The sequence below is a fragment of the Streptomyces sp. NPDC005496 genome (genome assembly GCF_042872045.1).
Taxonomy (GTDB): domain Bacteria; phylum Actinomycetota; class Actinomycetes; order Streptomycetales; family Streptomycetaceae; genus Streptomyces.
In genome coordinates, this window is the sequence record NZ_JBIAJQ010000004.1 from 429,499 (window position 1) to 449,122 (window position 19,624).

At 73.9% G+C, this 19,624-nt stretch carries 15 protein-coding genes; 7 read left to right on the plus strand and 8 right to left on the minus strand.

The genetic code is table 11. The annotated features are described in order from the left end of the window. The first annotated feature begins 113 nt into the window (after positions 1 to 113). Positions 114 to 1,517 carry an MFS transporter gene (locus ACFYQQ_RS14415; protein WP_355783827.1) on the plus strand — a complete coding sequence of 468 codons (1,404 nt, stop codon included), beginning with the start codon at positions 114 to 116 and terminating at the stop codon, positions 1,515 to 1,517. 45 nt (positions 1,518 to 1,562) lie between these two features. Here the strand turns inward: ACFYQQ_RS14415 and ACFYQQ_RS14420 are convergent, their stop codons facing one another. The 4 genes from ACFYQQ_RS14420 to lnt form a co-directional block, all read right to left on the minus strand. Further along, a complete protein-coding gene (locus tag ACFYQQ_RS14420; protein ID WP_356165675.1) occupies positions 1,563 to 3,488 on the minus strand; it encodes a GAF domain-containing protein in 1,926 nt (641 codons plus the stop codon). Between the two features lie 66 nt (positions 3,489 to 3,554). After that, positions 3,555 to 4,355: a 3-hydroxybutyrate dehydrogenase gene (locus ACFYQQ_RS14425; RefSeq protein ID WP_356165678.1), complete on the minus strand. Its 801-nt coding sequence runs from the start codon at positions 4,353 to 4,355 to the stop codon at positions 3,555 to 3,557. Positions 4,356 to 4,415: 60 nt separating this feature from the next. Further along, a complete protein-coding gene (locus ACFYQQ_RS14430; protein WP_355795558.1) occupies positions 4,416 to 4,889 on the minus strand; it encodes an NUDIX domain-containing protein in 474 nt (157 codons plus the stop codon). 57 nt (positions 4,890 to 4,946) lie between these two features. Then, a complete protein-coding gene (gene lnt / locus ACFYQQ_RS14435) occupies positions 4,947 to 6,560 on the minus strand; it encodes an apolipoprotein N-acyltransferase (protein ID WP_356165683.1) in 1,614 nt (537 codons plus the stop codon). A 203-nt stretch (positions 6,561 to 6,763) separates the two neighbouring features. Between lnt and ACFYQQ_RS14440 the strand changes: the two genes are divergently transcribed. Next, positions 6,764 to 7,840: an O-antigen ligase family protein gene (locus ACFYQQ_RS14440; RefSeq protein ID WP_388904651.1), complete on the plus strand. Its 1,077-nt coding sequence runs from the start codon at positions 6,764 to 6,766 to the stop codon at positions 7,838 to 7,840. Positions 7,841 to 7,899: 59 nt separating this feature from the next. Here ACFYQQ_RS14440 and ACFYQQ_RS14445 read toward each other — a convergent pair whose 3' ends face one another. Both ACFYQQ_RS14445 and ACFYQQ_RS14450 read right to left on the minus strand, forming a co-directional pair. Then, a complete protein-coding gene (locus tag ACFYQQ_RS14445; RefSeq protein WP_355795680.1) occupies positions 7,900 to 8,442 on the minus strand; it encodes a hypothetical protein in 543 nt (180 codons plus the stop codon). Between the two features lie 104 nt (positions 8,443 to 8,546). Then, positions 8,547 to 9,332, minus strand: coding sequence for an aspartate/glutamate racemase family protein (locus tag ACFYQQ_RS14450; protein WP_356165689.1), 786 nt, complete (start codon positions 9,330 to 9,332; stop codon positions 8,547 to 8,549). Positions 9,333 to 9,390: 58 nt separating this feature from the next. On the opposite strand from ACFYQQ_RS14450, the gene ACFYQQ_RS14455 reads away from it, so the two are divergent. Next, positions 9,391 to 10,569, plus strand: coding sequence for a glycosyltransferase (locus ACFYQQ_RS14455; protein ID WP_356165692.1), 1,179 nt, complete (start codon positions 9,391 to 9,393; stop codon positions 10,567 to 10,569). A 4-nt stretch (positions 10,570 to 10,573) separates the two neighbouring features. On the opposite strand, the gene ACFYQQ_RS14460 is transcribed toward ACFYQQ_RS14455, so the two are convergent. Next, positions 10,574 to 11,884, minus strand: coding sequence for a TerD family protein (locus tag ACFYQQ_RS14460; protein ID WP_356165694.1), 1,311 nt, complete (start codon positions 11,882 to 11,884; stop codon positions 10,574 to 10,576). Between the two features lie 306 nt (positions 11,885 to 12,190). Here ACFYQQ_RS14460 and ACFYQQ_RS14465 point away from each other — a divergent pair, with 306 nt between their 5' ends. The 4 genes from ACFYQQ_RS14465 (at position 12,191) to ACFYQQ_RS14480 (ending at position 16,980) form a co-directional block, all read left to right on the plus strand. Then, on the plus strand, positions 12,191 to 12,625 hold the full coding sequence (locus ACFYQQ_RS14465; RefSeq protein ID WP_355794410.1) for a DUF6643 family protein: 435 nt from the start codon (positions 12,191 to 12,193) through the stop codon (positions 12,623 to 12,625). Between the two features lie 62 nt (positions 12,626 to 12,687). Continuing rightward, positions 12,688 to 13,518, plus strand: a complete 831-nt coding sequence (locus ACFYQQ_RS14470; protein ID WP_356165698.1) for an MOSC N-terminal beta barrel domain-containing protein — start codon at positions 12,688 to 12,690, stop codon at positions 13,516 to 13,518. 221 nt (positions 13,519 to 13,739) lie between these two features. Then, positions 13,740 to 14,345, plus strand: a complete 606-nt coding sequence (locus tag ACFYQQ_RS14475; protein ID WP_355784673.1) for a hypothetical protein — start codon at positions 13,740 to 13,742, stop codon at positions 14,343 to 14,345. Positions 14,346 to 14,541: 196 nt separating this feature from the next. Continuing rightward, the gene (locus ACFYQQ_RS14480) at positions 14,542 to 16,980 is read left to right on the plus strand and encodes a right-handed parallel beta-helix repeat-containing protein (protein ID WP_388904655.1); all 2,439 of its coding nucleotides are present in this window, start codon (positions 14,542 to 14,544) and stop codon (positions 16,978 to 16,980) included. Here ACFYQQ_RS14480 and ACFYQQ_RS14485 read toward each other — a convergent pair. Next, positions 16,950 to 19,379 carry a hypothetical protein gene (locus tag ACFYQQ_RS14485; RefSeq protein WP_388904657.1) on the minus strand — a complete coding sequence of 810 codons (2,430 nt, stop codon included), beginning with the start codon at positions 19,377 to 19,379 and terminating at the stop codon, positions 16,950 to 16,952. The genes ACFYQQ_RS14480 and ACFYQQ_RS14485 overlap by 31 nt on opposite strands. Positions 19,380 to 19,624: the final 245 nt, after the last annotated feature.

A 19,624-nucleotide genomic window follows, 5' to 3' on the forward strand; every position in this document is an offset into this window, starting at 1 on the left:
CACGCATAGGCACGCCCGGAACTATGTTGCCCCACCACATGTGACCCTGACCTGCATCTTCCTACGGTGTGCCACACGTACCCGTCCCCACCGCACACGAGGAAGTGGCGCACATGGCCTCCGCAGCATCCGCTCCCCCGACACCCTCCAGTCTCAAGCGCATCGTCGCCGCCAGCCTCATCGGCACCACCATCGAGTGGTACGACTTCTTCCTCTACGGATCGGCCGCCGCTCTCGTCTTCAACGAGCTCTTCTTCCCCAACTCCGATCCGCTCGTCGGAACGCTGCTCTCGTTCCTGACCTACGCCGTCGGGTTCGCGGCGCGGCCGATCGGCGCGCTCGTCTTCGGGCACTTCGGCGACCGCCTCGGCCGCAAGAAGCTGCTGGTGCTGAGCCTGCTGCTGATGGGCGGCGCGACCTTCGCGATCGGCCTGCTGCCCACCTACGGCACGATCGGCGTCGCGGCACCGGTCCTGCTGACCGCGCTGCGTCTCGTCCAGGGCTTCGCCCTCGGCGGCGAATGGGGCGGCGCCGTACTGCTGGTGTCGGAGCACGGGGACGCGGAACGGCGCGGCTTCTGGGCGTCCTGGCCGCAGACGGGAGCGCCCGCCGGTCAGCTCCTGGCCACCGGTGTGCTCTCGCTGCTGACGGCCACGCTCTCGGACGGCGCCTTCGGTTCCTGGGGCTGGCGCATCCCGTTCCTGCTCTCGGGCGTCCTGGTGATGGTCGGTTTGTGGATTCGTCTGTCTGTCGACGAATCACCGGTGTTCAAGGAGGCGTTGGCCCAGGCGGAGGCCCGCAAGGCGGCGGAGGCGGCGAGCGCCTCGGCGTCGGAGCCCGAGAAGATGCCGCTGGTCTCCGTCCTGCGCCACCACTGGCGTGACGTGCTGGTCGCGATGGGCGCCCGGATGGCGGAGAACATCAGCTACTACGTGATCACCGCCTTCATCCTGGTGTACGCCACCACGTCCGCCGGTGTCTCCAAGCAGACGGCCCTCAACGCGGTGCTCATCGCCTCCGCCGTGCACTTCGCCGTCATCCCCGCCTGGGGCGCCCTCTCGGACCGCGTCGGCCGCCGCCCCGTCTACCTGCTGGGCGCGGCCGGGGTCGGGCTGTGGATGTTCCCGTTCTTCCGGCTGATCGACACCGGCGGTTTCGGCAACCTCATCCTGGCGGTGACCGTCGGCCTGGTGTTCCACGGGGCCATGTACGCGCCCCAGGCGGCCTTCTTCTCCGAGATGTTCGCGACCCGGATGCGCTATTCGGGAGCCTCCATCGGCGCCCAGTTCGCCTCCGTCGCGGCCGGCGCGCCCGCACCGCTCATCGCGACCGCGCTGCTCGCCGAGTACGACGACTCCACCCCGATCGCGCTGTACGTGATCGCGGCGGTCCTCCTCACGCTCGTCGCGGTGGGCGTCGCGAAGGAGACCCGGCACCGGGACCTGGCCGACGTGAGCGCGCCCTCCGACGCGGAGCCCGCCCCGGTGGCCCCGCCCGCGGACGCCCGGACCGTCTGACCCCGCCGCACGGCACCGGCCCTCGTACGCACCGGCGTACGAGGGTCAGTGCTGTGCCGCCGACGACAACCGGTGCAGGCGCAGGGCCAGTTGGATCTCCAGTGCGCGGGCCGGGCTCTGCCAGTCGTCCCCCAGCAGTCTGCCCACGCGCTCCAGCCGCTGGGCGACCGTGTTCACGTGCACGTGCAGCTCGTCCTTGGTGCGCGCCGGGCTCATGCCGCACGCGAAGTACGCGTCGACGGTCCGCAGCAGATCGGTGCCGCGCCGCTCGTCGTACGCCACGACCTGTCCGATGGTGCGCTCGACGAAGCCGGAGATGTCCCGGTCGCCGGCGAGCAGCAGACCGAGGAAGCCGAAGTCCTCGGTGGCCGCGCCGTCGCCCGCCCGGCCGAGCAGCCGGAGTGCTTCGAGAGAGCGCTGTGCCTCCGCGTAGGCCGCCGCCACCACGTCGGGACGGGCCGCGAGGTTCTCGACGGGCGGTGAGGCGCCGACGGTGACGGCGTCGTGGACGGCGGTGCCGAGGTGTGCGGCGGTACGGCGGGCGAGGTCCGTCGCCGTGTCACCCGGGTCGAGGGGAAGCAGCAGGACGGTGCCGCCGTCGCGGGCCGCGGCCAGACCGCGCCGGGTGCCGGCGAGGTGGGAGGCGGCGGACCACAGGCGCCGGCGGGCCGCGGCCTCCTGGTCGGCGTCGGCAGCCGTGCCGTCGAGACGGGCGGCGAGGACCACGTGGGTGGCGTCGAGGTCGGCGTGCAGCCGGGCCGCCCGGTCGCGCAGCAGGCGCGGGTCGCGGTCGCGGGAGTCGAGCAGGTCGTCCAGCAGCTCGCCCCGCACCCGCTGTTCGGCCTCGGCGGCGGAGCGTCTGGCGAGCAGCAGCAGCGAGGTCACCATCGCCGCGCGCTCCAGGGTGCGCTGGTCGACGGGGTCGAGGCCGGGCTGGCCCCGCAGCACGAGGGCGCCCAGCAGCTCGCCGCCGGCCGTCACCGCGGCCACCCAGTCGTCGCCGCTTCGCACGGCGTGGCCCTCCGCGCGGGACGCCTCCAGGGCCGGGTCGGGGGTGGTGCCGGCCTCGGCGAACTCCACGGTGCCGTCGAGGACCTCGGAGACCGCCGCGGCCACGTCGTGGACCCCGCCGCCGCGCAGCACGAGTTCGGCGAGGCGGTCGTGGACGTCCGACGCGCGCTCGATCACCGCGCTGCGGTCCTGGATGATCTCGTTGGCGCGGCCCAGCCGGTCGAGGGCCGAGCGGGTCTCGGTGAGGAGGTTCGCGGTGTCGATGGCCGCGGCGGCCAGCGCGGCGAACGAACCGAGCAGGGCGATCTGCTCCCGCTCGAAGACGCGGGCGCGCCGGTCCGCCGCGAACAGCACCCCGATCACGTGGGGCCCGATCATGAGCGGCACGCCGAGGATCGCGACGAGGCCCTCGTCCCGCACGCCGGTGTCGATGGTCTGCGTGTGCTGGAAGCGGTCGTCCTTGAAGTAGTCGTCGGTGACGTAGGGGCGGGCGGTCTGCGCGACGAGGCCGCCGAGCCCCTCCCCCATGCCGAGCCGCAGCTGCTGGAAGCGGGCGGCGACGGAACCCTCGGTGACCCGCATGTAGGTGTCGCCCCTGGCCGGGTCGTTCAGGCTCAGGTACGCCACGTCCGTGCCGAGCAGGGACCGGGCCCGCTGGACGATGGCCTGCAGGACGGCGTCGAGGTCGCGCAGTCCCGCCAGGTCGTGGGCGGTCTCGAACAGGGCCGACAGCTCCGCCTCGCGTCGGCGGCGTCCCTCCATCTCGGAGCGCACGCGCAGCGCCAGCTGCTTCGCCTGTTCCAGCGCGGCGACGCGCTCGGCGGAGCGGCCCTCGGCGCGGGCCAGCAGGACCGGCTGCTCGTACGCGTCGGCGGACGCGCCGCGGGCCAGCAGCTCCAGGAAGGGCGCCTCGGCGCCGACGGCGGGGCGCTCGGCGGACTGCACGTGATCGCGGGACATGCTCACAGGATTACCTGTCGGCGGGCCGGCGCCGCCAGCCCTGTGGACAACTCGGCGGCCGGCGCATCAGTGGGCGGTCCAGCCGCCGTCCAGCGTCAGGGACGTGCCGGTGACGTAGGAGGCCTGCGGGCCGCACAGGTAGGCGACGGCCTCGGCGACCTCCGACGGTTCGATGAGGCGCTTGACGGCGCTGTCCCGCAGCAGGATGTCGGTGAGGACCTGCTCCTCGGGGATGCCGTGCGCCCGCGCCTGGTCGGCGAGCTGCTTCTCGACCAGTGGGGTGCGCACATAGGCGGGGTTCACACAGTTGGAGGTGACTCCGTGGGGGGCGCCCTCCAGGGCGGCGGTCTTGGACAGTCCTTCGAGGCCGTGCTTGGCGGACACGTACGCCGACTTGAACGCGGAAGCCCGCAGCCCGTGCACCGACGAGATGTTGACGATGCGGCCCCACCCCTGCCCGTACATGTGCGGCAGGGCTCCGCGGATCAGCCGGAACGGTGCCTCCAGCATCACGGTGAGCACGGTGTGGAAGACGTCGGGCGGGAACTCCTCGATCGGGCGCACGAGTTGCAGTCCGGCGTTGTTGACGAGCACGTCGGTGCCCGCGGCGGCGAGTTCGGCCGCGTCCAGGTCGGTGAGGTCGAGCACGTGGGACTCGACGGTGCCCGCCAGCCCCGCCGCCTGCTCGGTGAGGGTGTCCAGGCCCACGGCGTCGCGGTCGACCGCCCTCACCTCGGCGCCGGCTCCGGCGAGCCGCAGCGCGCAGGCGCGGCCGATGCCGCTCGCGGCGCCGGTGACGAGGGCGGTGCGGCCGCCGAGGTCGAGAGACGGGGCGTGGAGACCCGGAAGGGCACTGAGCGCGGTCATGTCTCGACCCTAGGCAGCGCCCGCACCCCTCCCGATATGGCCGCCACCCATACTTCGCCCTCAGGTCATGGGGTCGAACCACGTGGGTGCGTCCGACAGCGCCTGCTTGATCCGGAACAGTCCGAACTCGTTGAGCTCGGGCAGGGCGTCCACGTCGAACCAGCCGACTTCGAGCGACTCGTCGTCGTTGACGCGGGCCTCACCGCCGACGGCACGGCACCGGAACGTGATGTCCATGTACTGGCAGGTGTCCCCGTTGGCGTAGGTCACCGGTTCCAGCGCCTGGACCAGCACGACCCGCTCGACGACGCAGTGCACCGCCGTCTCCTCGTGGACCTCCCGCACGGCGCAGGCCGCGGGCTGCTCGCCCGGATCCGGGATGCCGCCGATGACCGACCACTTGCGGGTGTCGGTGCGGCGCCCCAGCAGCACCCTGCCCTCGTCGTCGAAGACGAGGGCGGTGACGCCGGGGAGCCAGAGGAGCTGGTGGCCGGCGGAGGCGCGGATCGTGCGGATGAAGTCTGGAGTAGCCATGGAGCGACCCTAACGGCCTGGCCGCGCCCCCTCGGGGGCAACCGTGGCCGCCGGGTCCTACAGGTCGCCGCCCCGCCTGGCGCGGGCCGCCGAGGCGGCGGCCCAGCCGAGTCCGCCCAGCGCGAGCGCCACCAGGACCATCTCGGGCAGGATCCCGAGACGGGTCGCGGGCGTCTGCGAGGAGCGCAGCGGCACCTTCTGGACCAGGGAGTCCGCGACGAACATCCCGGTCCGCTGGGTGATGCGCCCGTCCGGCATGATCACGGCACTGACGCCGCTGGTCACCGGGACCGTGACGGTGCGGCTGTGCTCCACCGCCCGGACCCGCGACATGGCGAGCTGCTGGTAGGTCATCTCGCTGCGGTCGAAGGTCGCGTTGTTGCTCGGCACCGAGATCATCCGGGCGCCGCCGGTCACCGTGTCGCGCACCGCCCAGTCGAAGGCGGCCTCGTAGCAGGTGGCGAGGCCGACCTGGGTGCCCGCCATGGTGAACACGCCCGGCTCGGTGCCGCGGCTGAAGTCCTGGCGCACCATGGACGTCCAGTTCTCGTTGATGGCGCCGAGGAGCGAGCGCAGCGGCAGGTACTCGCCGAACGGCTGGACCTGCCGCTTGTCGTACGTGTCGACGGGGCCCTTGTCCGGGTCCCACAGGATCTGCTCGTTGTAGAGCTTGCCGTCGCGCTCGACGACACCGCCCACCGAGATGGGCGCGCCGATCGCCCGGGCCGCCCGGTCGATCACGGCGCGTGCGTCGGGGTTGGCGAAGGGGTCGATGTCCGAGGAGTTCTCCGGCCACAGCACGAAGTCGGGCCGGGCGACCCTGCCGGCCTCGACCTCGGCGGCGAGGCGCTCGGTCTCGCGGACGTGGTGGTCGAGGACGGCTCGCCGCTGGGCGTTGAAGTCGAGTCCCGCGCGCGGCACGTTGCCCTGGATCACGGCCACGGTGGCCGTGCCGTCCTCCGCCGCGTCGCTGACGAGGGACCGCGCCGCGAACGCTCCGGCGACCGGGACGGCGACGCTGAGCAGGGCCACGGCCGCCGCCCCGCGCCGTACGGCACCGGTGCGGCGTCCCTCGATCACCTGGCGGACGATTTCGTAGAGCCCGAAGCCGCAGAGCACGACGGCGAAGCCGAGCACCGGGGTGCCGCCGACGGCGGCCAGCGGGAGGAAGACGCCGTCGGCCTGGCCGAAGGCGATCTTGCCCCAGGGGAAGCCGCCGAACGGCACACGCGCGCGTGCCGCCTCTCCCGCCGTCCACAGGGCCGCCGCCCACAGGGGCCACCCGGGGAGCTTCGAGACCGCCGCGATGCCGGCACCGACGAGCGCGACGAACACCGCTTCCACCACGACGAGCGCCAGCCACGGGCCGGGCCCGACCTCCACGCCGGTCCACACCAGCAGGGGCAGCAGGAAACCGAGGCCGAAGAGGTAGCCGAGACCGAGGGCCCGCTTCCACGTGCGGCCGCGCAGCGTCCAGGCGAGGACGGCGAAGGCCGGGAGCGCGAGCCACCACAGGGTGCGTGGCGGAAAACTGACGTAGAGCAGGACTCCGGCGAGCGCCGCGGCGGCGGACGGAACGAGCCGCCGCGCCCACCGGGCACCGCGGGAGAGGGGCAGGGCCTGGGATCCGAGCTGTTCCGGCTCGTCCACGGAGGTTGCGGTCGCGGTCACCCGGCGAGTCTACGGCGCGTGACCTGGGCCCCGACAGCACGGTCGGCGGCGGCCCGGGGGTGGCCGGGACCCGTCTGGCACAACGTTTCTGCGCAACTCGTCCACAAACGGCACATCAGCCGTTACGGTGTGCCCACGCCTCTGACGTGCGACCGGAGGCGCTATCGGCGGCCGGGGGGCGTCACGGGTCGGGGGGCGACGGGGTGGGGTCCACGGGGACGGAGTCCGCGGCCGGTGCGTCCGCCGCGGGCGAGAGACGCGGCACCTCGGACGCCACGGGCATGATCGTCCTCGCCGCGTGCGCCGGCTGGGCCCTCGTCTCGGCGGCGGCGCGCGACGGCCGACCGGAGGGTGTACTTCTGGCCGTCCTCGCACTGGCCGCCGGCTACGCCTCGGGACGCATCTGCGGCGCGCTGCTTCCGGTCGCCGCCCCCTGCGCGGGCGCCCTGGCCGGTCTCGGTCTCGCGCTCGCCGCCCCGCACATCACGACCGCCCCCGCGCTGTTGTCGCCGCTCGGGCACACCGGGGCGACCGCCGCGCTGCTGACCCTGTCCGCGGGCGCCGCCTGCTGCGCGTCCTCGGCGGCCCGCTCCCCGGGACCGCGCCTGACACTGTTCGCGCTGGCCGCGGCGACGACACTCACCGCGCTCCTCGTCGGCTCGACGACGGGGTTCGCCGCCTGCGTCGGGGTGCTCCTGTGCTCACTGGCGGGCGGCCGGCTGCGGCACCGGGCCCTGGGACTGGCCGGCCTCGGGCTCACGGCGGCCCTGGTCGCGGGCACCACGTGGGCGATCGCCGAGAACGCGCTCCCCGAGGGACCGACCGCCGCCCTGGAGGGCCGGCTCACCGAGCACCGGGTCCTGCTGTGGCAGGACGCGCTCGGCATGGTGAGCCGCGATCCGGGGCTCGGCGCCGGCCCGGGCCGCTTCGGCGAGCTGAGCGCCACCGCGGCGCTGTCGCCGTCCCCCGACGGCAAACCGCACTCCGCGGCCTTCCAGCAGGCCGCCGAGCAGGGCGTGGTCGGCGTGGCACTGCTGGCCGTGGCCTTCGGCTGGGTCCTGTACGCGCTGTGGCGGTCGCCGCGCTCCACGCCCGTCGCGCTCAGCGCCGGGGCGGCCCTGACCGCGCTGGCCGCCATCGCGGCGGTCGGCAACGCGCTGAGCTTCACGACGGTGACGGCGGGCGCGGGGCTGCTGGCGGGCATCGCCACTGCCCGGCCGCTGGCCGAGGAGAGAGACGACGCCGACGCCGGGGAACGCTCGCGCGGGGTGTCGTTCTGAGGTGACGGTCGGGCAAGGACCTCACGGCGCCCTCCGTGCCCTGCGGGCCCCCGTGGGCGTCAGGGTGCCGCGGGTGTCCCCGGGCGCAGGTGGTCGCGGATGATCCGTACGGCCGCCTCCGCGTTGTCGACCGTGATCGTGAAGGTGTGACCGTCGCCGAGGCGCAGGACCACTCCCTCACCGCGCCGGACGATGACGGCCGTCCCCTTCTCGGGACGCCACCGGTATCCCCAGCCGCCCCACTGGCGCGGGGTGACCTGGGGCGCGAAGTCCGCCGTGACCACGTGCGACAGCGGGATGCGGCGGCGCGGCACACCGATGTGGCCGCAGCGCACCTCGAGGCAGTCCTTGTCGACCCGCACGGCCACGTGCACGAAGGCGAGCGTGCCGAACAGGATGAGCAGTCCCGCCGCGATGCATCCGACGACGGACATCACGAGCGGAGCGCTGCCCGAGGTCCATGCGGAGTCGACGGCCAGCTCGATACCGAGCGCCAGACAGGCGACACCGCCGAGGGCCGGCAGCCACTGGACGCGGTTCCGCGCGCGTCCCGTCCAGACCTCGGGGTGGGGGGCGTTCTCGCCGTGGGGGTGGTCCCTCATGCGTATGAGACTACTCAGGTTTCGCTGTGCTGGTACCTGGTGGCGGACAGTCACTGCTCCGGCCGGGCGGCCGGCGCGCGGGCGGACCCGTCGGTCGCGCCGGGTCAGTTCGCGGGGCTGAGCGACTGCAGGAGGCGGCCTTCCTCGTAGGCGAGCGCGGCCTCGGGCAGCGTTCCCTCGCGTCCGCCGAGCAGCACGGTCAGGGAGCCGGTCGCGGGGGCGTCGGGAGCGGGGAGCTCACCGATCCTGCGCAGCGCCTGGGCGGCCACGGCGCCGGCCGAGCCGTGCAGGACGAGCGGCGGGAGTCCCGGCCGCTGCACGGCGTCCCGGATGCGCTCGGCGACCAGCTCGTAGTGGGTGCAGCCCAGGACGACGGTGGTGACGTCGGCGGGGGTGAGGGCCGCGGCCGCCGCGATCGCCGCGTCGACCGCCTTCTGGTCGGCGTGCTCCACGGCGTCGGCGAGCCCGGGGCACGGCACCTCGGTGACGTCGATCCCGCTCGCGAACTCGCGGATGAGGCCCTGCTGGTACGGGCTGCCGGTGGTGGCGGGCGTGGCCCAGATCGCGACGGGTCCGCCGCCCGCCGCGGCCGGCTTGATCGCCGGGACCGTGCCCACGACGGGCACGCCCGGCTCCAGGCGGGCCCGCAGGGCGGGCAGGGCGCGTACGGAGGCGGTGTTGCAGGCGACGATCAGCGCGGCGGGCTCGAGCCGGGCGGCGGCCTCGGCGACGGCGAGGGCGCGGGCGGTCACGTCCTCCGGGGTGCGGGGTCCCCAGGGCATGCTGCCGGGGTCCGAGGAGAGGACGAGATCGGCGTCGGGCCGCAGACGGCGTACCGCGGTGGCCGCGGCGAGCAGGCCGATTCCGGAGTCCATGAGCGCGATCTTCACCCGGTCACCATAGACGATCCGCCCCGGCGGCCCGGCGGGGTGGGGCAGACTTCGACGGGTGAGCGCCGTTGTGTGGATCGCCGTGGGATCACTCGCCGCCTGGCTGTGGCTGCTGCTCTGCCAGGGCTTCTTCTGGCGCACCGACGTGCGGTTGCCGCCGCGCCGGGAGCAGGACGAGTGGCCGTCCGTCTGCGTCGTCGTCCCCGCGCGGGACGAGGCCGCGGTGCTGCCGGACAGCCTGCCCTCACTGCTGGCCCAGGACTATCCGGGGCGGGCCGAGATCTTCCTGGTGGACGACGGCAGCACGGACGGCACCGGGGAGCTGGCCCGGGAACTGTCCCGGCGGCACGGCGGGCTGCCGCTCACCGTGGACTCCCCCGGCGAGCCCCCCGCCGGCTGGACGGGCAAGCTGTGGGCGGTCCGGCACGGGATCGGCCTGGCACGCGCGCGTACCCCCGCCTATCTGCTCCTGACGGACGCCGACATCGCGCACGCGCCGGACAGCCTCAGGCAGTTGGTCACGGCGGCGCGCACCGGCGGTTTCGACCTCGTCTCCCTGATGGCCCGGCTGCGCGTGGACAGCGTGTGGGAGCGGCTCGTCGTACCCGCCTTCGTCTACTTCTTCGCCCAGCTGTACCCGTTCCGCCGGATCGGGGTGCGCGGGTCGCGGACCGCGGCCGCGGCGGGCGGCTGCGTCCTGCTGCGCGCCGACGCCGCCGAGCGGGCGCGGATCCCGGACGCGATCCGGCACGCCGTCATCGACGACGTGGCACTCGCGCGCGCGGTCAAGGGCTCCGGGGGGCACATCTGGCTCGGTCTCGCCGACCGGGTGGACAGCGTGCGCCCCTACCCCCGGCTGCACGACCTGTGGCGCATGGTCTCCCGCAGCGCCTACGCGCAGCTGCGGCACAGCCCCCCGCTGCTCCTGGGCACGGTCCTGGGGCTCGCCCTCGTCTACCTGGCGCCACCCGTCACCTTCGCGGCGGGTCTGGCCGCGGGGAGTGCGGGGGCGACGGCGGCCGGCGGGCTCGCGTGGCTGGTGATGACGGCGACCTACCTGCCGATGCTGCGCTACTACCGTCAGCCGGCGTGGCTGGCACCGCTGCTGCCGGCCACCGCGTTCCTCTACCTCCTGATGACGGTCGACTCGGCGGTGCAGCACTACCGGGGGCGTGGTGCGGCCTGGAAGGGCCGCACCTACGCACGTCCGGACGCCGCGGTCCTCGACGAGGGCTGAGCGCTCACTTCCTGCCGGGGGTCCAGTTCATGCCCCACCCGTAGGCGTAGTCGACGGTGCGCTGCGGGCTGACCCCGCGCTCGGGGATCAGGTAGCGGGCCTCGCGCTGGACGACGAGGTCGCCGCCGTTGTTGGTGATCAGCGCGAGGGCGCAGACGTTCGAGGGCACCGTGCACTCGTCGAGCGAGAAGTCGATCGGCGCGCCGTTCAGCGGGTGCAGCGTCACCGTGGCGTGCAGGTCGGCGAAGGAGCGGGCCCCCTCGTAGATGGTGACGAAGATGAGGATGCGCCGGATGCGCTGCTTGTGGTCGAGGTTGATGGAGAGGTTCTCTCCGCTCGCCGCGGCGCCGGTGCGGTCGTCCCCGTCGAGATGGATGTACGGGGGCTGGTGCAGAGCCCCGAAGGCGTTGCCGAGCGCCTGGACGACACCCTTTTGACCGTCCGACAGTTCGTACAGGGCGCACAGGTCGAGGTCGAGGTCGGAGTGCATCGCGACGGCCCGGCCGAGCTTGCTGGCCCACCCCGAGAACTGCTTGCGCACCTCCCAGTTGAGGTTCACGCGCATGGCGCCGGACGTGCCGCCCTGCTTGGCCAGCGAGACCGAGGGGGCCTCCTTGGTGAGCGTGACCTTGGTCAGCCGGACCGGGGCCGTCGGCGGGGCGGGCGGCGGGGCCGGGTGGGGCGGCGGCATGGTGACGGGCGGGGCGACCGGCGGCGGGGCGACCGGCCGGGACGTGTTCACGGGCGGGGCGGCCGGGGGCGGCGTGCGGGGCGCGGCGGGCGGCGGCGTGTGCTGAGGCTCGTCCACGGTGATGCCGTAGTCCGTGGCGAGTCCCTCCAGGCCGCTGTCGTAGCCCTGTCCGACGGCGCGGAACTTCCAGGCGCCCTGACGGCGGTAGAACTCCCCGAGGACGAAGGCGGTCTCGACGGTGGCGGCGCTGTCGAAGCGGGCGATCTCGGTGCCCTGCGCGTCGAGGACGCGGATGTACAGACCGGGGATCTGTCCGAAGGTGCCGCCGTCCGACGACGCGGCCAGGACGATGGTCTCGATCGCGGGCTCCACGCGCGCGAGGTCGACCAGGAGCGTGTCGGTCGCCTGGCCGCCCGCGGTCCCCTTGCCCTCGTGGCGGACCGCGCCGGAGGAGTGCACCGGCTGGTTGTAGAAGACGAAGTCGGCGTCCGACCGCACCTTTCCCGAGACGAGCAGCAGCGCCGACGCGTCGGCGTCGGGCACCCCGGGTCCGGAACCCCGGCCCAGCTCGACCCGCAGCGCGGCCGTCGGCACGGCCACGTTCGACCCCTTGGACATTGACATGTACGCCCCCATCACCGTCTTCGCACCGAGCCACCCAGGACAGTGCAGAGGATCCGACCGGCTCGTCGGACCCGTTCGGCCAAACCTATTCCCCCGAGCCCCGAACGCCCATGATCCGGGCCGGAAGACCGGTGGCCAACCGCCGGTAACCCGCCAGGAACTCGGCCTTTACACGATCTGAACCCTCTTTGGCGTCCTTTTTTGCCGAGTTCGCTCGCATTGGGGATCCCACGTCACCGCCGACACGGAAAACAACCCTCTTATCGGTCTCCCCAACCAGCACATCGTGGGCTTAACTTATGTGCCATGACCTCCCCCCGCTCCACCTATGGCGGCGGTTACTACTCCGCGCCGTCCTTCCCGGACACCCCGATCTACGACTCCCTCGTCGCGGAACGTGGCACCCCTCAGATCGCCCCCATCCGGGTCCCCTCCGCATACGACACGGGCAGCCACCTGCCCGCGCTGCCGTCGGCTCTCCCCGCGCTGCCGGCCGGACCGTCCCAGCCTTCCTACGGCTACCCGCAGGCCCAGCAGCCCGCACCACTGCACCAGGCGCCCACGGGCTACATCCCCCAGCAGGCGGCGGGCCCCCGCGGCTACCCGGGGCACCAGCAGCAGCAGCCCCGTCCGATGGCGGCCAACACGGGCTACGAGGCCATGCGCCCCGCGGCTCCACGCCCCGCCCCCGCGCCGTACCAGGACCCGTACAACAACGGGCAGCAGTACCGCGGCTACTGAGCACCCCGGGCCCCTCGGGGTCCGGGTCCCGGGTGGCCGCCGCGTCCTGGCACCATGGCCTCATGGCGAACAACCCGGCGCTGCAAGCGATTCACGTCCACCCGGTCAAGGCACTGCGGGGCCACGCACCCGGCGAGGCCGTGGTGGAGCCCTGGGGGCTGGCCGGTGACCGGCGCTGGGCAGTGATCGACGAGGCGGGCAAGGTCGTCACCCAGCGGCAGCGGCCCCGTCTCGCACTGGCCGCCGCCGAGCCCTTGCCCGGCGGCGGCATCCGGCTGTCCGCGCCCGGCACCGACCCGCTGACCGTGCCGGTGCCCGACCCGGCCGTCACGATCCCCGCCAAGTTCCCGCGCCAGAAGGTCGAGACGGTCGCGGCCGACGCGTCCGCGAGCACCTGGTTCAGCGCGTACCTGGGCGTGGACGTCACGCTCGTCCACCTCGACGACCCCGCCACGCGCCGTCCCATCGACGACGCCCCGCACGCCCTTCCCGGTGAGACCGTCAGCCTCGCCGACGCCTACCCGCTGCTGCTCACGACGCAGTCCTCCCTGGACGCCCTCAACTCCCTGATCGCGCAGGGCGACCACCCCGACGAGGGCCCGCTGCCCATGAACCGTTTCCGGCCCAACGTGGTGGTGGCCGGTACCCCGCCGTGGGCCGAGGACGACTGGACGCGCATCGCCATCGGCGAGGTCTCCTTCCGGGTCGCCAAGATGTGCGGCCGCTGCGTCGTGACCACCACCGACCAGGGCACGGCCGAGCGCGGCAAGGAACCGCTGCGCACCCTCGGCCGCCACCGCCGCTTCGGCGACCAGCTGGCCTTCGGGCAGAACCTCGTTCCCGAGTCCCGCGGCACCGTGCGGGTCGGCGACCCCGTCCGCATCCTCGGCTGACCACCGCACGCGCCGCCCTCCGCCGAGCCCCGTGTCCGCCGGAATGCGTGAGGGAACCCTTGAGCGGGGAACCCGAAGGCCCCGCACGGTCGTTGAAAGCCTGTGAGAAGTCCATGAGAGGGCCTCGCGGGACCGGCGGGTGACATCGCTCCGTCTTCGCCGGGCTCACGCGTGGACGGCTTCGCGGGGGTTGTCACGGAGGGGGAAGGGGGTGCGGGACGGTGCGGGCAATCGGCGGACTCTGGCGGTGGCGGCACAATCCGCTGCGCCGTACGACCGATCTGATCGAAGCCTGGCTGGCGTTGGCGGCCGTCCTGCTGGTCCTGGGCGCCGCGCCCCTCGTCGGTGCCGTCGTCGGAGGCGCCGCCCAGCGGGCCCTTCAGCAGTCCGTCCGCGAGCAGCGCCAGGCGCGCCATCCGGTCGTCGCCACCGTCGTCAGAAGGCTCGACCGCTCCCCGCTCGACCCGGATCCGGAGACTTCGTCGGCGCGCAACGCGCACAGCCGCGTGCTGGCCGGCTGGACCGGCCCGGACGGCACCGCACGGCACGGCGCGGTGACGGCCGACCTCAGAACCCCGCACCGCGGCGACCACTTCACGGTGTGGACCGACCGGCACGGCCGCCTGGCCGCCCGTCCTCTGGACTCCGCGACCGCGACGACGCACGCCTTCCTGGCCGGGTTCGGAGCGGCGGCGCTGACCGTCGGACTCGTCGAGGGAGGGCGGCGCCTGATCATGTGGCGCATGACCCTTCGCAGGTACGCGCGTTGGGACCGGGCCTGGGACAGAGCGGGCCCCGACTGGGGAAGGACGGGCACCGGCAGCTGACAGCCTTGCCGCTCCGGTCAACCCGCCGCGTCCGCGCACGCTACGGTGGACCGGCCGAACTGTTCGGCACCTCGTGAGAGGTCGTCCTCTGTCTGCGACACACGATCGGATCCCCCTTGGGCGGGATCGGATCTCCGGCATGACGCGGTCGGCCTCTCAGGACCCGCGTACGACTAGGTGGGGGCACAGCAGCGCCATGGCACAGGGCACGGTCCAGGTGACGCACACCGGCACCTCGCGGTGGCGGCGCCGCACAGGGGAGTACGCCTCGCTCGCCGCCGCCCTTGAGGCCGCGGCCGACGGCGACGTCCTCACCGTCGCCCCAGGCACCTACCGGGAGAACCTCGTCGTGCAGCGCGCGGTGACGCTGCGCGGCCCCGACGGCACACCCGGCTCGGTCCGCATCGCGCCGGTCGACGGGGTGCCGCTCACCGTGCGGGCCTCGGCCGTGGTGCAGGACCTGCACATCGAGGGGCAGGACGCGGCGGCGCCCGCGGTGCTCGTCGAGGAGGGCACGCCCGAGCTGACGGACCTGCGGATCGTCACGCGCTCCGCGGCCGGCATCGAGGTGCGCGGCGGTGCCCGCCCGACGGTGCGGCGGTGCACGGTCGACAACCCGGCGGGCATCGGCATCGCCGTGGTCGACGGCGGGGGCGGGGTCTTCGAGGAGTGCGAGGTCGTCGCGGCCGGGCAGTCCGGCGTCGCGGTGCGCGGCGGTGCCCGCCCGCGGCTGGAGCGCTGCCGGGTGCACCACGCCTCGGGCGCGGGCCTGTCCGCGACGGGCGAGAACTCGTCCCTGGAGGCCGTCGGCTGCGAGGTGTACGAGGTCAAGGGCTCGGGGGTGCAGATCACCGGACGGGCCACGGCGCACCTCACCGACTGCGACGTGCACCGCACGACCGCGGACGGCGTGACGCTCGACACCGACGCCGTCCTCACCCTCGCCGACTGCCGCATCCACGACATCCCGGAGAACGCGGTGGACCTGCGTTCCCGCTCGGTGCTGACGCTGACGCGCACGACGGTGCGCCAGTTCGGCCGAAACGGCCTGTCCGTGTGGGATCCCGGCACCCGCGTCGACGCCAACCAGTGCGAGATCTTCGACAGCACGGGCGACTACCCCGCGGTGTGGGTCAGCGACGGCGCGACGGTCGTCCTGGAGTCGTGCCGGGTGCACGACGTGCCGGACGCGCTGTTCGTCCTCGACCGCGGTTCGCGCGCGGACGTCGTCGACAGCGACCTCTCGCAGGTGCGGAACACGGCGGTGTCGGTCAGCGACGGCGCCACCGCGCAGCTCGACGACTGCCGCATCCGGGACGCCGCGACGGGCGCCTGGTTCCGTGACCACGGCAGCGGCGGCACGCTGTCCGGCTGCACCGTGGACGGCACCCAGACCGGCGTCATCGTCACCAAGGGCGCCGACCCCACCATCGAGCGGTGCACGGTGGACTCACCCGCCGAGGCGGGCTTCTACGTGTCGGCGGGCGGCCGGGGCAGCTTCCACAACTGCCGGGTCACGGGCAGCGGCGGCTACGGCTTCCACGTGATCGACGGCTGCCGCACGACGCTGAAGAAGTGCCGGACGGAGCGCTGCGCGCGCGGCGGATACGAGTTCGCGGACGCCGGCACGGGCACGGCGTCCGACGGCGGACCGCTCGTCGAGGACTGCACCAGCGACGAGAGCGCGGGCCCGCGGCCCCCGGCGCAGGAGACGGCCGTACAGACGGCGAGCAACTCCCCCGGCCTGCTGGGCGCCATCCCCGGCCAGCGCACCACCGAGCAGGAACCGCTCGTCGCGCCGGCGCCGGAGGCCGACCGGCCCGCGCGGCCCTCGACGGCCGTACTGGGTGAACTCGACGCCCTGGTGGGCCTGGAGAGCGTCAAGCGCGAGGTGCGCGCCCTCACCGACATGATCGAGGTGGGCCGCCGGCGCCGACAGGCGGGCCTCAAGGCGGCCTCCGCACGCCGCCACCTGGTCTTCACGGGCTCCCCCGGCACCGGCAAGACGACCGTCGCCCGGCTCTACGGCGAGATCCTGGCCTCCCTCGGTGTGCTGGAGAAGGGCCACCTGGTCGAGGTGTCCCGCGTCGACCTGGTGGGCGAGCACATCGGTTCGACGGCGATCCGCACCCAGGAGGCCTTCGACAGGGCGCGCGGCGGTGTGCTGTTCATCGACGAGGCGTACGCGCTGTCCCCGGAGGACTCGGGCCGCGACTTCGGCCGCGAGGCGATCGACACGCTCGTGAAGCTGATGGAGGACCACCGGGAGGCGGTGGTGGTGATCGTCGCGGGCTACACGGCCGAGATGGAGCGCTTCCTTTCCGTCAACCCCGGTGTCGCCAGCCGCTTCTCACGGACCATCACCTTCGGCGACTACGGCCCGGAGGAGCTGCTGCGGATCGTGGAGCAGCAGGCCGAGGAGCACGAGTACCGGCTCGCGCCCGGCGCGCCCGAGGCGCTGCTCAAGTACTTCACGGACCTCCCCAAGGGCCCCGCCTTCGGGAACGGCCGCACGGCGCGCCAGACCTTCGAGGCGATGGTCGAGCGGCACGCGGGGCGGGTCGCCCAGCTCGCCGAGCCGAGCACGGACGACCTCACCCTGCTCTACGCGGAGGACCTGCCGGAGGCGCCCTGAGGAGGGTCCTCGTGGGGCGACGGGCCGGCCGGTCCGTCGTCCTCCCGGGTGCGCGGCCCCGGCACGCCGGGCGTGAGCCGGGCGAGCAGCCACTCGCGTTCCTCGTCGAACGCCGGATCGGCCTGGTAGTCGCTGTGCCCGAGGACCGGCGCGGGCAGCGGGTGCCGCTCGGTGCGGCCGTAGGCGAGGGGGTCGCGCAGGGCCTCGCGGTCGACCTGCGGGCCGCAGTCTCCCGGCAGCCGTACGGGTCCGCCGATCGGGTCGGTGGGACGGTACAGGTTGCGCCAGCAGTCGACCTCGCGGTGCAGGGAGGTCAGGGCGGCCGGTCCGAAGTGCGCCGGGAACCAGCGCCCGTACAGCCGCTCCAGCGGTGAGCCGTAGGTGAGGAGCGCGACCCGTCTGCGGACGGCGGGCTTCAGCTGCCAGGCCGCGGCGGCCGCGAGCACGCTGCCCTGGGAGTGGCCGGAGATGACGAGGCGTCCGCCGGTGGCACGGGTCCACGTGTCCATGCGCCAGGTCAGGTCGGGGACGGCGCGCTCCGCGTAGCAGGGCGGTGCGAAGGGGTGCGCGGCGCGGGGCCAGAAGGTGCCGACGTCCCAGAGGATGCCGATGGTGCGGCGCGCGGCGGCGTCCTTGTAGGCGCGGCGCCCCCAGGTGACGAAGAGCAGGAAGCCGAGTCCGATCAGCCAGGACCCGAGAGCCTGCGCGGTCTGGGCCGCGCCCTGCACGAAGGCGGACGAGCCCCGCGCGGCCTCGCCCGGCGCCTTCCCGGTGAGCCCCGCTCCGAGCAGCGCCGCGGCGCCGAGGAGCAGGGTGGCCGCGGACGTGATCCCGATGATCCGGGGGGCGCGGTCGGTGAGGGCGGCATGCGCGCGCGTGGAGGCGATCCGGCGGGTGCGGACGGTGTCCTTCGCCTCGCCCGGGTAGTCGAGTTCCACCCCGCGCATCTCCCGGTGCCGCAGCAGGCGGGTGCGAGCGGCCAGCCAGCCGGCGAGCACCAGCAGGACCAGCAGCAGGGGCGGGATCGCGGAGGCCTGCCAGGTCAGCAGCACCGGCGGGCTCACCAGCGCGTCCCGGGTGCCGTCCAGCCAGTCGGCGACGCGCTGGGCCACTCCCCCGGACATGACGCCGCCCAGCGCGCACGCCAGCATCGCGACGGCGGGACCGGCCAGGCCGCGCATCGCGGTACGCGCGTCGGGACGGGTGCGGTACAGGACGTGCGCGACGACGCCGAGGACGACGACGAGCAGTCCCTGTCCGAGGGCGACGGCCCCGAACGTCATGTCGCCGGGGAGCCGCCCGGCCGACTCCCAGCCGGGACGCGACCAGCCGGCGTACAGGACGGTGAGCGCGAGCAGGACGAGGGCGCCGCCGGGCAGCCATCGGGTGAGCGTCCCGTCCAGTTCCCGGTCGAGGCGGTTCTCGCTGCGGCCCCTGCTGCACACCACCCACACCACGACACCCGCCCCCAGGAGGAGGGTCACGTCGAGGAGCCGTCCCAGGGCGTCCAGCAGGGCCGGCCCGTCGGACCCGCGGTCGTGACGCGCGGCCGACGTGCCGACGGCCGCGGCGACGGTCAGGAAGCCCGCCGCGGTGTGCGCGGCGCGCAGCCGGGCCACCAGGCGTCGCCCGTACCAGAATCCAGGGCGGCCGAGTCCGGTGCGGCCGGTCTCCTCGTCGGGCTCGGCCCGGCGGGAGAGGGGCTGTTGCGACTCGTAGGCGCTCCAGGTGCGGTGGGAGAGGTACCAGAGCAGTCCGGTGAGCGCGGCCGGCACCACCGAGGCCAGGGCGAGTCTGCGCCCCGGCGTGCTCCACCAGCCGTCACCGGACGTCGTCGGCGCGAGGAAGCCGAGCCAGGAGTGCTTCTCGGCGCACGCGCGCGTGCCCGCGCACTGCCAGGCGGTGAGGTCGAGTGCCACCTCGCAGGCGGCGGCGACCAGGAGCACGGTCAGGCTGAGGCCGACGAGCCGGACGAGCAGGCCGTACAGCCGTACCGTGCGCGTCCGGTCCTGCGCGGTGGGGCGCATCCAGTGCGCGAGGTTGACCACCATGAACGGCAGCAGCAACAGCCACAGGGCGCGGGAGCCGTTGCCGGAGGTGAGGTTGCACCAGACGTACGCCTCCGGCACCGGCTTCGCGTGCGGGCCGTCGGGGCGCCGTTCGGCGTCGGCGTCGTCGGCGCGCCGGTAGACCGCGGCCGTCTCGTCGCCCGTGATCCGCACCGTGCGCGGATCACCGAGCATGTCCTGGGGTGTGGCGCCGCCGACTCCGTGGACCAGGAGTTCGAGGGCGGGCTCGGCCCGTCCGGGCGGCTGCGGAGGGACGGCGTGTTCCCTCGTCGAGTCCTGGAGGGAGTCGCCGTGCTCCCCGGCCGGGCCGTGATGTCGTGCACGCTCCACTGTTCCGCACTTCCCCCGTGCTGCCCGTCTGGCGTGTCATGTGCAGGCACAGGATCTCCGTTCCGGGACCGGCTCACACCTCTCGTCACGGAATCTCCCCGGTACGTGTGACGGTGACCGTGGTGACGCGTGCACAGGCAGTGGCGCGACTGTCGGTGACCCGTGCGAGTATGGGACGTCCTGCGGAGCCCGGGCGAGGCGAATGTCCTCGTCGGAGCGGGTTCGGACGGCGTGTCGGGCGGCTT